Raw genomic sequence first — 12,416 nt, 5'->3', positions numbered from 1 at the left:
GCGCGGAGAGCCCCCCCGGCATCCGCGGCGGCCGGCTCGGCGGCGACCGCCTGGGCGGCGGACTCGACCGTGAGGTAGAGGTTGGTGCCGGTGTCCCCGTCCGGGACCGGGTACACGTTGAGCGCGTCGATCTCCTCGCGCGCCTGCCCGAGAGCGGCCAGTGCGAGGCGGCACCAGCTGCGCACGGCGACTGCGTCGAAGGCGTCGGGCACCGGATCTCTCCTTGACTGCGGACTGCGCTGGGGCGGCGGGCGTCACGGCGCTGCCAGGCTACCGGCCCCGCGAGCTGCGTCGATCCAGGCGGATGCGGGGATGGGGGACGGGTCATGGTAGTTTCGTGGTGAGCGGAGTCAGCCTGTATGCTGCTCCGGTTGCCTGGAGTCCTCCAGGCCACCCCTCGACACCAGTGCCGGACGGCAGACGTCCAGCCCGTTGTGACGGCGGGGGTAGGAACTGTTAGTGCATCTGAAGTCTTTGGAGTGACTCCGTGGCTGCCAACTGCGACGTCTGCGGCAAGGGGCCGGGCTTCGGCAACAACATCTCCCACTCGCACCGTCGGACCCGTCGCCGTTGGAACCCCAACATCCAGACGGTCCGCGCTGTGATCGGGCGTACGCCGAAGCGGCTCAACGTCTGCACCTCGTGCATCAAGGCCGGCAAGGTGTCGCGCTGACGCGGCCCTGAACGCCTCCGTCCGAGGGCGGGTTCACCACCAGGTGAGCCCGCCCTCGGACCTTTTTGCGCACCTGCCCAGGGGCGCGGGGATCCCCCACCCTTCGGGTGGGAGGCCCCGCGCCCCTGTGGGCTCTAGCCGCGGAAGCGCCAGCCGTGGTCCACGGGGCCGATGCCGTCGCCCAGCGGGAACCCCGCCGCGATCGCGCCCGTGATGTAGGTCTTCGAGGCCGCCACCGCGTCCGGGACGGACAGTCCGAGGGCCAGATGGGACGCGACCGCCGAAGCCAGCGTGCAGCCCGTCCCGTGGGTGTGCCGGTTGTCGTACCGCTCCGCGCGGAACCAGTGTTCGCTTCCGTCCGGGCCGCGGAGCAGGTCAGCCGCCTCGCCCTCCAGGTGGCCGCCCTTGATCAGTGCCCACTGGGCGCCGAGGTCCTGGACCGCCCGCGCAGCCTCGGGCATGTCGGACTCCCCGGCCACCTCAAGGCCGGTCAGCTGGGCCACCTCGTGCAGATTGGGCGTCACCACCGTGGCCCGGGGCAGCAGTTCGTCGCGGAGCACCGAGACCGCCGAGGGGGCCAGCAGCGCGTCGCCGTGCTTGGAGACGCCGACCGGGTCGACCACCACGGGCGCGTCCACGTCCGCGAGCAGCGAGGCGACCAGGGAGACCAGTTCGGGCGAGGCCAGCATCCCGGTCTTCACCGCCTGCACGCCGATGTCGTCCACCACGCTGCGGTACTGCGCCCGGACCGCCTCGACCGGCAGCTCCCAGTAGCCCTGGACGCCGAGCGAGTTCTGCGCGGTGACGCCCGCGACGACGCTCATGCCGTGGACGCCCAGCGCCAGCATGGTCTTGAGGTCCGCCTGGATGCCCGCGCCGCCTCCGGAGTCGGAGCCGGCGATGGTCAGGACGCGTGCGGGAGCTGCGGTAGGCATGCCCCCAACCTACTCAGTGCCCGGTCACAGCACGGCCTCGGCCTCGATCCAGCGGCTCTCGGGGACCGTCTTCAGCCGGGCCACCGCGTCCGCGATCGGCACCGGCACGATCCTGCCGGAGCGCAGCGCGGTCATGTGGCCGAACGCGCCCTCGTGGGCGGCCTCGACCGCGTGCCAGCCGAAGCGGGTGGCCAGCACCCGGTCCTGGGCGGTGGGGCTGCCGCCGCGCTGGGTGTGGCCGAGGATGACCGGACGCGACTCCTTGCCGATCCAGCGCTCGATCTCCGCCGAGAGCCGGTTGCCGATGCCGCCGAAGGTCTGGTGCCCGTACAGGTCGGTGCCGCCGTGCTCGAACTTCATCGTGCCCGGGGCGGGCCGGGCACCCTCCGCGACCGCGACGATGGCGAACTTCTTGCCGCGGGCGAAGCGCTCCTCGATCATGCAGCAGACGGTCTCGATGTCGAACGGCCGCTCCGGGATCAGGATGCCGTGGGCGCCTCCCGCCATCCCGGCGTTGAGCGCGATCCAGCCGGTGTGACGGCCCATCAACTCGACGACCATCACCCGCTGGTGCGACTCGGCCGTCGTCTTCAGCCGGTCGATGGCCTCGGTGGCGACGTGCACCGCGGTGTCGTGGCCGAAGGTCACGTCCGTGGCGTCGATGTCGTTGTCGATGGTCTTGGGGACGGCGACCACCGGCAGGCCGGCGTCGGAGAACATCCGGGCCGCGGTGAGCGTCCCCTCGCCGCCGATGGCGACGAGGGCGTCGATGCCGACCTCGTCGGCCAGTTCCTTGGCGCGGGAGACGGCCTCGCGCATCCGGTCGCGGGCGACCCGGGCGGAGCCCAGGATGGTGCCGCCTCGGGTGAGGATGCCGTGGACGTCGTCCAGCGTCAGCGTGCGGGTGCGGTTCTCGATCAGGCCGAGGAAGCCGTCCTCGACGCCGACGACCTCGTCCGCGTGGTCGGTGATCGCCCGGTGCACCACCGAGCGGATCACCGCGTTGAGCCCTGGGCAGTCTCCGCCACTGGTCAGCACGCCGAGTCGCATGGGGCCAAGCCTATGCACAATCCCCGCTGAGCTGCGAACTCTTCCGACGGTGCGTCAACTTCCGAAGTGGTCCCAGCCCGCCGTGCGCTCCCAGGGCGCACCGTCGACGGTCACCCGGCCGCCCTCGGCGGGCCGCAGGACCTCGCCCACCACCCGCCAGCGGGACGGAAGTTGGACCTCCTTGGGGAAGGTCGCCACCAGCGCGTGGTCCTCCCCGCCGGAGAGCACCCAGACGATGGGGTCGACCCCGACCGCCTGCCCGATGTCCGCCATCTGCGCGGGGACGTCGAAGTCGGCGGCGCGCAGGTCCAGATGGACCTTGCTGGCGGCGGCGACATGGCCCAGGTCCGCGACCAGGCCGTCGCTGATGTCGATCATCGATGTGGCGCCCAACTGGGCGGCGGCCGGGCCGGCCTGGTACGGGGGCTCGGGACGCCGGTGCGCCTCGACGAAGGCCCGCGGCGAGCGGAACCCGCGCGCCAGCACGGCGAGTCCGGCGGCCGACCAGCCCAGCCAGCCGGTCACCGCGATCTTGTCCCCGGGGCGCGCCCCGGAGCGGACCACCGGCCGCCGCCCCTGCAGGTCACCGAGCGCAGTGATGGAGACCATGACGGTGTCCCCGCGCACGACGTCCCCGCCGACGACGGCGGCGCCCGCCACGGCGCACTCGTCCCGCAGGCCGTCCATCAGCTCCAGCGCCCAGGTGGCCGGCAGTTCGGCGGGGGTGACCAGGCCGAGCAGCAGCGCGGTGGGCACCGCGCCCATGGCCGCGACGTCGGCGAGGTTCTGCGCGGCGGCCTTGCGGCCCACGTCGTAGGCGGTGGACCAGTCGCGGCGGAAGTGGCGGCCCTCGATCAGCACGTCCGTGGTGGCGACGACCCGCCCGTCCGGGGCCGCCACGACGGCGGCGACGTCCCCGGGCCCGACCTCCACGGCCGCGGTCCGCGGCAGACGCGACGTCAACTCGCGGATCAGTCCGAACTCGCCGAGTTCGCCGACGTTGCCTGCCATGCCGCTACCTTCCCCGCGCCTTCCGTGCGCCTCTCGTGACCGCCGTGTGCGTCCGTGCGTCAACCTGTCGCGCGCAGCGTACGCCCTGCAAGTCACGCGCAGGTCTCCCGGCCGGAGACGGAGGCGCGCTACCGTGGCGATCCCCCTGCCGGTGATTGCTTGTTCATGTTCGCCGGTTCATGGGTATCTCGATCTCCGCACCGAGCCGCCAGGAGGTCCACCGTGGTACACGCATACATCCTGATCCAGACAGAGGTCGGCAAGGCGACCGCGGTCGCCGAGATCATCTCCTCGATTCCCGGCGTACTGACGGCGGAGGACGTCACCGGCCCCTATGACGTGATCGTCCGTGCCGAGGCGGACACCGTGGACGACCTGGGACGCATGGTCGTCGCCCAGGTGCAGAAGGTGGACGGGATCACCCGCACCCTGACCTGCCCGGTGGTCCATCTGTAGGGCCCCCTGCGGGCCCGCACGGCGGCCTGGCCTAGCATCGCGGGGTGTGAGCACCTCTTCCGCCGCGCGACGCTTCGCCCTGCCCGCGGTCCTGGGCTGCGCCCTGTCGCTGGCCGCGTGCGGCAGTGACAGCGTGTCCGTCCCGGCCCCGAGCGTGAGCGGGGTCGCCGCCCGGCAGTGCGCGGCCGTGAAGGCCGCGCTGCCGGGAACGCTCAACGGCCTGAAGCGCCGCCCCACGACGCCCGACGCGGCCACGGTCGCGGCCTGGGGGGACCCGGCGATCACGCTGCGCTGCGGGGTGCCGCAGCCGGGCGTCGTGAACCCCGCTTCCCCGGAGTACGACCCCACGGGGCAGAAGTCGCAGGGCATGGAGGTCAACGGCGTCTGCTGGGTGGCGGTCCCGCAGAAGGGCGGCGGGATGGTGCTGACCACGGTGAAGCAGCACACGTACGTGGAGGTGACGGTCCCCTCGACGTACAAGGAGTCCCCGCTGGCCGCGCTCGCCGCGCCGGTCGGCAGGAACGACCCTCAGGACCCGGAACACCGTTTCGAGTGCAGTTAGCCCCGCAGAGGCGCGGGGGGAACAACGCGAGCAACCCACTCTCGGGGGCCGACCCGATCTGCGGGCCGGACCTCCCCGGGTGGTGGGTTGCTCGCGCAGTTCCCTCCGCCCGCCTCCGGGTGCCCTACCGGAGGCCGGTGGAGCGGTGGAGGGCGGTGTCGATGAGGCGGCTGACCAGCTCCGGGTAGGAGACCCCCGTGGCCTCCCACATACGCGGGAACGCGGAGATGGGCGTGAAGCCGGGCATGGTGTTGATCTCGTTCACCACGTAGCCGCCGTCTTCCAGCAGGAAGACGTCCACCCGGGCCAGTCCCTCGCACGACAGCGCCTCGAAGACCTCCACCGCCACCTCCCGCAGACGCCGCGTCTCGTCCTCGGTCAGCTCGGCCGGGATGCGCACCTCGTTGCTGTCGATGTACTTGGCTTCGAAGTCGTAGAAGTCGAACTCCTCCGACACCAGCACCTCGGCCGGCAGGCTGGCCCGCGGTCCGTCCTCGAACTCCAGGACGCCGCATTCCAGTTCACGCCCCGTCAGGCCCTTCTCGACGATGACCTTCGGGTCGTGCCGCTGCGCCTCGGCGATGGCGCGGTCGAGGTCGGCCGGGTCCTTCACCTTGGTGATGCCGATGCTCGAACCCGCCCGGGTCGGCTTCACGAAAACCGGGTAGCCCAGCTCCGCGATCCGGGCCCGTGCCGCCGCGCGGCCCTCCTCCGTGGCCCACTCGCGCGGGCGGACCACCGTGTAGGGGCCGACGGGCAGGCCGAAGGACTCGAGCACCCGCTTGGTGTACTCCTTGTCCATCCCGACCGCGCTCGACAGCACGCCGGAACCCACGTAGGGCACGCCGGACAGTTCGAGCATGCCCTGCAGCGTGCCGTCCTCGCCCCAGGGGCCGTGCAGCAGCGGCAGCACGACGTCCACCTCGCCGAGCGCCTTGGGCACGCTGCCCGGCTCGGAGAGCACGACGTCCCGGGAGACCGGGCTGACCGGCAGAGCCACCTGGCCCTCGCTGCTCTCGGCGATCTCCTCGACGGCCGGCAGCCGGCCGTCGGTGATGGCCATGCGTGACGGCTCGTCAGCCGTCAGGGCCCAACGGCCGTCGGTGGTGATGCCGATGGGCAGCACCTCGTACTTCTCGCGGTCCAGGGCGCGGAGGACGCTTCCGGCCGTGACGACGGAGATCGGGTGCTCGGAGCTGCGACCGCCGAAGACCACGGCCACACGCGGCTTGCGGGAACTGGAAGAGGAAGGCTGAGTGCTCATATCCCGATGGAGACTACCCGCACCTTCGAACGGACGCCGTATTGGCGCCGCCGCACGGGGCGCGTGCTCAGCGTTCGGGCTTGGCCGAGCGGCCCATCAGCTCCTTGACCGCGACGCCCAGCGGCTTGCCCTCGTGCACGACCTCGAAGACCGTCCGGGTGATGGGCATCTCGACGCCGTGACGGCCCGCCAGATCCAGCACCGACTCACAGGACTTGACGCCCTCCGCGGTCTGCTTCGTCGCGGCCACCGTCTCCGCGAGGGACATGCCCCGGCCGAGGTTCATGCCGAACGTGTGGTTGCGGGACAGCGGCGAGGAGCAGGTGGCGACCAGGTCGCCCATGCCCGCGAGTCCGGCGAAGGTGTGCGGGTCCGCGCCCATCGCCAGCCCGAGCCGGGTGGTCTCCGCGAGTCCCCGGGTGATCAGCGCGGCCTTGGTGTTGTCGCCGAAGCCCATGCCGTCGACGATGCCCACCGCGAGGCCGATGACGTTCTTCACCGCGCCGCCCAGCTCGCAGCCGACGACGTCGGTGTTGGTGTAGGGGCGGAAGTAGCCGGTGTGGCAGGCGGCCTGGAGCCGGCGGGCCACGTCCTCGTCCGCGCTGGCGACCACCGCGGCCGCGGGCTGCCGCCGCACGATCTCGCCGGCCAGGTTGGGGCCGGAGACCACGGCGATGCGCTCCGGCGCGGCCTCGGCGACCTCGCCGATGACCTCGCTCATGAGCTTGGCCGTGCCCAGTTCCACGCCCTTCATCAGGCTCACCAGCACGCTGTCCTTGGCGAACAGCGGGGCCCACGCGCGCAGGCTGGCGCGGAGCGTCTGCGAGGGCACCGAGAGGACGACGAACTCCGCGCCCTCGGCGGCCTTCGCGGGGTCGGTCGTGGCGCTGACCCCGGCGGGGAGTTCGACGTCCGGGAAGTAGTCGGCGTTGACGTGGTCGCGGTTGATGCCGTCGACGAGCTCCTGGCGGCGGCCCCACAGGGTCACCTCGCAGCCGGCGTCGGCGAGGATCATCCCGAACGCGGTGCCCCAGGAGCCGGCGCTGAACACGGCGCAGCGGGTGCTCACTCTGCGGCCTCCGGCTCCGTCTCGGCCTTCGCGGCGGCGGCCTTGGCGGCGCGCGCCCGGGCCATGTCGTAGCGCTCGGCCGGGGCCGGCTCACCGCGCAACTGCTCCAGCAGCTTCGTGATGTCGTCGAGGATCGCGTCGGTGGCCTCGCGCAGCACCGTCGCCGTCAACTCCTTGCCCTCCCAGCGGGACAGGTCGACCGGCGGCCCCGCAAGGACCTTGACGGTCTTTCGGGGGAAGGGACGGAAGCGGCGGTGGCCCTTCCCGCCCTTGGCGTAGGTCGGCATGATCTCGTGGGCGCCCCACTGGGCCACCGGGATGACCGGGCAGCCGGTCATCAGCGCGATGCGGGCGGCGCCGGTCTTCCCGCTCATCGGCCACAGGCCGGGGTCGCGGGTGAGCGTGCCCTCGATGTAGATGGCCACGTTCTCGCCGCTGTTGACGGCGTCGATGGCGGCCCGGAACGCCTGCGCGGCGTCGGCGCTGCCGCGGTAGACGGGGATCTGCTTGGCGCCCTTGAGGATCGTCTTCACGACCGGCGTGTTGTAGATCCCGGCCTTGGCGAGGAAGCGGGCGGGGCGGCCGGAGTCGTAGGCGTAGTGGCCGTAGACGAGCGGGTCCAGGTAGGAGTTGTGGTTGACGGCGGAGATGAAACCGCCGGTCTCCGGGAAGTGCTCCCAGCCGCCCCAGTCCCTCTTGGTGAGGGCGAACAGCGGGGGCTTCGCGATGACCGCCGCCAGGCGGTACCAGAAGCCGTAGTTCCGCCGTGCCGCCCTGGTGCTGGTGCCGGGCACGAGCACTCCTCCTCGCCTGATCACCGGATTTGCTGACCGGACAAGTGTCGCCCCTGCGTGATCTGGCTGTCGAGGCACCCCCGCGCGGGAGGCAGAATTGCGGCGATGAGCACGGGATTCACTCTGATCGTGCCGCTGAAGCCGCCGGCGGTGGGCAAGTCGCGGCTGGCCGCGGTCGGTCCGCTGCGGGAACGGCTGGCCCTGGCCTTCGCCCTCGACACGGTCGCCGCGGCGCTGGGCTCCCCCGAGGTCCACCGGGTGCTCGTCGTGTGCGACGACGCCGCGGCCGGGGCGGCGCTGGCCGCGCTGGGCGCGGAGGTCGTGCCCGACGCGCCCGGCGGGGGCCTGAACGCTGCGCTGGCCTTCGGCGCGGAACAGGCCCATGGCTGGCGCGCGGCCCTGTCGGCGGACCTTCCCGCCCTGCGGGAACGGGAGTTGACGGAGGTGCTGGGCGCCGCGCGCGGCGCGGGCCGGTCCTTTCTGGCGGACGCCCACGGGGTCGGCACGACGCTCCTCGCGGCGGCGCCGGACGTGCCCCTCGCCCCCCGCTTCGGCGGCCCGTCCAGAATCGCTCACCGTGCTTCCGGGGCAAGCGAGTTGACGCTCGCAGCCGCCACCGTCCGCCTCGACGTGGACACCCCCGAGGACCTCACCGCGGCCACGTCCCTCGGCCTCGGGCCCCGGACGGCAGAGCTTCTGCGCTGCCGTTCCCTTGCCATGCCCCGTTAGGGGCGCGAGGAACTGCGCGAGGCACCCACCACTCGGGGAGGTCCGACCCCAAGTGCGGGACGAACCTCTTCGAGTGGTGGGTGCCTCGCGCAGTTCCTCGCGCCCCTAGGGGGGTGCGTGGCTGGCGTGTGGCGAGGGTCTCGCGCCCCTCACGGGACGTGTCCTGCCGAAACGGGGGCGGATAGGCTCGGCGCATGCAGGCGACAGCGTTCACGTACGACTCCGAGACGCGCAGCGGCCAGGTGCTGCTGGACGACGGGACCCCCGTCCCCTTCGACGCCGAGGCCTTCGACGCCGGTGGGCTGCGGCTGCTCCGTCCGGGTCAGCGGGTGCGCATCGAGACCGAGGGCAGCGGCAGCGCCCTGCGCATCACCCTCGTGACGCTGCAGACCTTCTGACGAGACCACAGGAACACGGAAGCGCCGGAAACGCCGACGGGCCGGATCCCCGGGGGATCCGGCCCGTTCGAGTGGGGCGGGGGCGTCAGCGGGCCGTGCGGCGCGCCGTCGTCTTCTTCGCGGTGGTCTTCTTGGCCGCGGCGGTGGTCTTCTTCGCCGCGGTGGTCTTCTTGGCCGCCGTCGCGGTGGTCTTCTTCGCCGCCGGGCGGGTGGCGGAGGCGGTGACCGTCTTCTTGGCAGGGGCCTTGACCGCCGCCGTGGTCTTCTTGGCGGCGGTCTTCTTGGCCGGAGCCGCCTTCTTCGCCGTGGCGGTGGTCTTCTTCGCCGCCGTGGTCTTGGCCGCGGTGGTCTTCTTGGCAGCCGTCGCCGTGGTCTTCTTGGCGGCGGCCTTCTTCACCGTGGCCGTGGTCTTCTTGGCAGTGGTCTTCTTCGCCGCCGCCTTCTTCGCGGCAGGCGTCGCGGCGACACCGCTCTTGCCCGGGGTGAGCGAGCCCTTGGGGGCCTTCTTCACCGAGATGCCCGTCTTCGGGAGCTTCTTGGTGCCCGCGATGAGGTCCTTGAAGCCCTGCCCCGGACGGAAGCGGGGCACGGCGGTCTTCTTGACCTTCACGCGCTCACCCGTCTGCGGGTTGCGCGCGAAGCGGGCGGCACGGTCCACCTTCTCGAAGGTGCCGAACCCGGTCACGGAAACGCGGTCACCCGCGTGGACCGCACGAACGATGGTGTCGAGCACAGCATCCACTGCGTCTGCGGCGGCCTTGCGGCCACCCAGCTGCTCGGCCACCGCTTCAACAAGCTGCGCCTTGTTCACGTCTTCCCCTTCGGAAACCGATGCCCGGATGATTCATTCTGGGCAATTCGCACGTTAGGCATGTATATACGCCATTTCAATAACCAAACGGGCGCATCACCCTTGTGTCGCAATGGATTCGGCTTTCAGGGAGTCGGTGGCGGGCGATGCGCGCCCCGGTCCAAGTCGTCCACGAAACGGGCCAACCTCCGTGCGGCTTCTGGGAGATCACGCTTCGCCGCCTCCGTCACGATGAGCAACGAGCGGGTCAGCGAAGCCCTCTCAGCTTCCGACACGTCCAGAGCGCGCACGCGGGCGTGCGCTTCCTTGAGCCGCAAGGCGACGAGCGCGTACAGCTCGTCCTCCTCGGGCTCTCCCGGATCGTCACCGCGGGGTGGCCGGAGTGTCGGACTCATGCGGAGATTGTGCCATCAGACGGGAGTTGTGCCGCCTTGTGCGGGGCGAGTCGGCTCCGCGCGAGTGCCGGAGCGACCTTACACACCGTCACCGAGATCAAGCCAAGCACCCCCCGCTTCCAGGCCAAACGGCTGAAAACGGGGGGTGCGGGGACTGCGTCGGACTGGCCGGAAATCTTCTGGCGCAGCGTCAGCCGACCGGCTGCGTCCGGGGCTTGAAGCTCGGCCGCCGCGCCTCGTAGGCGGCGATGTCCGCCTCCTGCTGCAGGGTGATGCTGATGTCGTCGAGACCGTTCAGCAGCCGCCAACGCACGTTCTCGTCCAGCTCGAAGGGTGCCGTGACACCCTCGGCGCGGACCTCGCGGGCCTCCAGGTCCACGGTCACCTCGGCGGTGGGGTCCGCCTCGGTCAGCGCCCACAGCCGCTCTACGGTCTCCTGCGGCAGAATCACCGTCAGCAGGCCGTTCTTGAGGCTGTTGCCGCGGAAGATGTCCGCGAAGCGCGAGGAGATGACGGCCTTGAACCCGTAGTTCTGCAGCGCCCAGACGGCGTGCTCGCGGGAGGAGCCGGTGCCGAACTCCGGACCGGCGATCAGGACCGTAGCCCCTTGACGCTCCGGGCGGTTGAGCACGAAGGACTCGTCCTTGCGCCACGCCTCGAAGAGCCCGTCCTCGAAGCCGGTGCGGGTCACCTTCTTGAGCCAGTGCGCCGGGATGATCTGGTCGGTGTCGACGTTGCTGCGGCGCAGCGGGACGGCCCGGCCGGTGTGGGTGGTGAACTTCTCCATGACTCTCAGACCTCCACGGAGACGCGGTCGGACAGGTCGGCCGGGGAGGCCAGGTGGCCCAGCACGGCGGTGGCGGCGGCGACCTGGGGGGAGACCAGGTGCGTGCGGCCGCCCTTGCCCTGGCGGCCTTCGAAGTTGCGGTTGGAGGTCGAGGCGCAGCGCTCGCCCGGGGCCAGCTGGTCCGGGTTCATGCCCAGGCACATCGAGCAGCCGGCGTGGCGCCACTCGGCGCCGGCGGCGGTGAAGACCTTGTCCAGGCCCTCCTCGACCGCCTGCAGGGCGACCCGGACGGAGCCCGGAACCACCAGCATCCGCACGCCGTCGGCGATCTGACGGCCGTCCAGGACGGCGGCGGCGTCCCGCAGGTCCTCGATCCGGCCGTTGGTGCAGGAGCCGACGAAGACGGCGTCGACCTTCACCTCGCGCAGCGGGGTGCCGGCCTCAAGGCCCATGTACGCCAGGGCGTTCTCGGCCGCGATGCGCTCCTGCGGGTCCGCGAAGTCCTCCGGGTTCGGCACGTTGGCGCCCAGCGGCGCGCCCTGGCCGGGGTTGGTGCCCCAGGTGACGAACGGCGTCAGCTCGTTGGCGTCGATGAAGACCTCGGCGTCGAAGACCGCGTCCTCGTCGGTGGTCAGGGTCTTCCAGTACGCGACGGCGGCGTCCCAGTCCTCGCCCTTGGGCGCGTGGTCGCGGCCCTTCAGGTAGGCGAAGGTGGTCTCGTCCGGCGCGATCATGCCGGCCCGGGCGCCGGCCTCGATCGACATGTTGCAGATGGTCATCCGCGCCTCCATGGAGAGGCTGCGGATGGCCGAGCCGCGGTACTCCAGGACGTAGCCCTGACCGCCGCCGGTACCGATCTTGGCGATGACGGCCAGGATCAGGTCCTTGGCGGTGACGCCCTCGGGCAGTTCGCCCTCGACGGTGATGGCCATCGTCTTGAACGGGGCCATCGGCAGCGTCTGGGTGGCCAGCACGTGCTCGACCTGGCTGGTGCCGATGCCGAACGCCAGCGCGCCGAAGGCGCCGTGGGTCGAGGTGTGCGAGTCGCCGCAGACGACGGTGGTGCCCGGCTGGGTCAGACCCAGCTGCGGGCCGACGACGTGCACGACGCCCTGCTCGACGTCGCCCAGCGAGTGCAGCCGGACGCCGAACTCGGCGCAGTTCTTGCGCAGCGTCTCCAGCTGCACCCGGGAGACCGGGTCGGCGATGGGCTTGTCGATGTCCAGCGTCGGGGTGTTGTGGTCCTCGGTCGCGATCGTGAGATCGGTCCGGCGGACCTTGCGGCCGGCCAGGCGCAGCCCGTCGAAGGCCTGCGGGCTGGTCACCTCGTGCAGCAGGTGCAGGTCGATGAAGAGGAGGTCCGGCTCGCCCTCGGCGCGCCGAACGACATGGTCGTCCCAGACCTTCTCCGCGAGTGTGCGTCCCATCGCTATCCCTTCGACCGACGCCGCCGCCGGTCCTGCTCTCGTTCGGTGAGACAAC

At 71.5% G+C, this 12,416-nt stretch carries 15 protein-coding genes and 1 pseudogene; 5 read left to right on the top strand and 11 right to left on the bottom strand.

The genetic code is table 11. From position 1 onward, the window contains the following. A pseudogene (locus tag ACFP3V_RS06140) lies at nt 1-212 on the bottom strand (DAK2 domain-containing protein); the annotation flags it as partial. Between the two features lie 275 nt (nt 213-487). Here ACFP3V_RS06140 and rpmB point away from each other — a divergent pair. Further along, nucleotides 488-673, top strand: a complete 186-nt coding sequence (gene rpmB, locus ACFP3V_RS06135; RefSeq protein ID WP_035846000.1) for a 50S ribosomal protein L28 — start codon at nt 488-490, stop codon at nt 671-673. A gap of 134 nt (nt 674-807) precedes the next feature. On the opposite strand, the gene thiD is transcribed toward rpmB, so the two are convergent. The 3 genes from thiD to ACFP3V_RS06120 are packed head-to-tail and all read right to left on the bottom strand — an operon-like array spanning nt 808 to nt 3,669. Next, the gene (thiD, locus tag ACFP3V_RS06130; RefSeq protein WP_380580553.1) at nt 808-1,608 is read right to left on the bottom strand and encodes a bifunctional hydroxymethylpyrimidine kinase/phosphomethylpyrimidine kinase; all 801 of its coding nucleotides are present in this window, start codon (nt 1,606-1,608) and stop codon (nt 808-810) included. Between the two features lie 24 nt (nt 1,609-1,632). Next, the gene (locus ACFP3V_RS06125; protein ID WP_380580551.1) at nt 1,633-2,658 is read right to left on the bottom strand and encodes an ATP-dependent 6-phosphofructokinase; all 1,026 of its coding nucleotides are present in this window, start codon (nt 2,656-2,658) and stop codon (nt 1,633-1,635) included. Between the two features lie 54 nt (nt 2,659-2,712). Further along, the gene (locus ACFP3V_RS06120) at nt 2,713-3,669 is read right to left on the bottom strand and encodes a thiamine-phosphate kinase (protein ID WP_380580549.1); all 957 of its coding nucleotides are present in this window, start codon (nt 3,667-3,669) and stop codon (nt 2,713-2,715) included. A 222-nt stretch (nt 3,670-3,891) separates the two neighbouring features. On the opposite strand from ACFP3V_RS06120, the gene ACFP3V_RS06115 reads away from it, so the two are divergent. After that, nucleotides 3,892-4,125 (top strand): Lrp/AsnC family transcriptional regulator, encoded by a 234-nt coding sequence (locus ACFP3V_RS06115; RefSeq protein WP_380580547.1) that lies wholly within the window; start codon nt 3,892-3,894, stop codon nt 4,123-4,125. Between the two features lie 46 nt (nt 4,126-4,171). Continuing rightward, complete coding sequence (locus ACFP3V_RS06110) at nt 4,172-4,687, top strand: DUF3515 domain-containing protein (protein ID WP_380580545.1); 516 nt, start codon at nt 4,172-4,174, stop codon at nt 4,685-4,687. Between the two features lie 124 nt (nt 4,688-4,811). Here ACFP3V_RS06110 and ACFP3V_RS06105 read toward each other — a convergent pair whose 3' ends face one another. The 3 genes from ACFP3V_RS06105 to ACFP3V_RS06095 all read right to left on the bottom strand — a co-directional run bounded on the left by ACFP3V_RS06105 (nt 4,812) and on the right by ACFP3V_RS06095 (nt 7,814). Further along, on the bottom strand, nt 4,812-5,951 hold the full coding sequence (locus ACFP3V_RS06105; protein WP_380580543.1) for a D-alanine--D-alanine ligase family protein: 1,140 nt from the start codon (nt 5,949-5,951) through the stop codon (nt 4,812-4,814). Nucleotides 5,952-6,018: 67 nt separating this feature from the next. Further along, nucleotides 6,019-7,020: an NAD(P)H-dependent glycerol-3-phosphate dehydrogenase gene (locus ACFP3V_RS06100; protein WP_380580541.1), complete on the bottom strand. Its 1,002-nt coding sequence runs from the start codon at nt 7,018-7,020 to the stop codon at nt 6,019-6,021. Continuing rightward, nucleotides 7,017-7,814, bottom strand: a complete 798-nt coding sequence (locus tag ACFP3V_RS06095) for a lysophospholipid acyltransferase family protein (RefSeq protein ID WP_380580539.1) — start codon at nt 7,812-7,814, stop codon at nt 7,017-7,019. The genes ACFP3V_RS06100 and ACFP3V_RS06095 overlap by 4 nt, the downstream gene beginning before the upstream one ends. Nucleotides 7,815-7,919: 105 nt before the next feature. Here ACFP3V_RS06095 and cofC point away from each other — a divergent pair, with 105 nt between their 5' ends. Together cofC and ACFP3V_RS06085 are read left to right on the top strand one after the other, a co-directional pair. After that, nucleotides 7,920-8,543, top strand: a complete 624-nt coding sequence (cofC, locus tag ACFP3V_RS06090) for a 2-phospho-L-lactate guanylyltransferase (protein WP_380580537.1) — start codon at nt 7,920-7,922, stop codon at nt 8,541-8,543. A gap of 194 nt (nt 8,544-8,737) precedes the next feature. Then, entirely contained in the window at nt 8,738-8,941 is a 204-nt protein-coding gene (locus ACFP3V_RS06085; protein WP_380580535.1) for a hypothetical protein, read from the top strand. Between the two features lie 85 nt (nt 8,942-9,026). Here the strand turns inward: ACFP3V_RS06085 and ACFP3V_RS06080 are convergent, their stop codons facing one another. From ACFP3V_RS06080 to leuC, 4 genes are all read right to left on the bottom strand, one after another. Beyond that, nucleotides 9,027-9,752, bottom strand: coding sequence for an HU family DNA-binding protein (locus tag ACFP3V_RS06080; protein WP_380580533.1), 726 nt, complete (start codon nt 9,750-9,752; stop codon nt 9,027-9,029). A gap of 125 nt (nt 9,753-9,877) precedes the next feature. Next, nucleotides 9,878-10,147, bottom strand: a complete 270-nt coding sequence (locus tag ACFP3V_RS06075; RefSeq protein ID WP_380580531.1) for an SCO5555 family protein — start codon at nt 10,145-10,147, stop codon at nt 9,878-9,880. Nucleotides 10,148-10,337: 190 nt separating this feature from the next. Further along, a complete protein-coding gene (leuD, locus tag ACFP3V_RS06070; protein WP_380580529.1) occupies nt 10,338-10,934 on the bottom strand; it encodes a 3-isopropylmalate dehydratase small subunit in 597 nt (198 codons plus the stop codon). 5 nt (nt 10,935-10,939) lie between these two features. After that, nucleotides 10,940-12,361 (bottom strand): 3-isopropylmalate dehydratase large subunit, encoded by a 1,422-nt coding sequence (leuC, locus tag ACFP3V_RS06065; RefSeq protein ID WP_380580527.1) that lies wholly within the window; start codon nt 12,359-12,361, stop codon nt 10,940-10,942. Nucleotides 12,362-12,416 lie beyond the last annotated feature (55 nt).

The organism is Streptacidiphilus monticola, assembly GCF_042658505.1.
GTDB classification, from domain to species: Bacteria; Actinomycetota; Actinomycetes; order Streptomycetales; family Streptomycetaceae; genus Streptacidiphilus; species Streptacidiphilus monticola.
Note: the sequence above shows the minus strand (reverse complement) of the source record. Positions and strands in the feature narration are given on the sequence as shown.

Excerpts from the sequence above, each read along its gene's own strand:
- ACFP3V_RS06075 (WP_380580531.1), bottom strand. The coding sequence starts at position 10,147 with ATGAGTCCGACACTCCGGCCACCCCGCGGTGACGATCCGGGAGAGCCC.
- leuC (WP_380580527.1), bottom strand. The coding sequence starts at position 12,361 with ATGGGACGCACACTCGCGGAGAAGGTCTGGGACGACCATGTCGTTCGG.
- ACFP3V_RS06120 (WP_380580549.1), bottom strand. The coding sequence starts at position 3,669 with ATGGCAGGCAACGTCGGCGAACTCGGCGAGTTCGGACTGATCCGCGAG.
- ACFP3V_RS06125 (WP_380580551.1), bottom strand. The coding sequence starts at position 2,658 with ATGCGACTCGGCGTGCTGACCAGTGGCGGAGACTGCCCAGGGCTCAAC.
- leuD (WP_380580529.1), bottom strand. The coding sequence starts at position 10,934 with ATGGAGAAGTTCACCACCCACACCGGCCGGGCCGTCCCGCTGCGCCGC.
- cofC (WP_380580537.1), top strand. The coding sequence starts at position 7,920 with ATGAGCACGGGATTCACTCTGATCGTGCCGCTGAAGCCGCCGGCGGTG.
- ACFP3V_RS06105 (WP_380580543.1), bottom strand. The coding sequence starts at position 5,951 with ATGAGCACTCAGCCTTCCTCTTCCAGTTCCCGCAAGCCGCGTGTGGCC.
- ACFP3V_RS06085 (WP_380580535.1), top strand. The coding sequence starts at position 8,738 with ATGCAGGCGACAGCGTTCACGTACGACTCCGAGACGCGCAGCGGCCAG.
- thiD (WP_380580553.1), bottom strand. The coding sequence starts at position 1,608 with ATGCCTACCGCAGCTCCCGCACGCGTCCTGACCATCGCCGGCTCCGAC.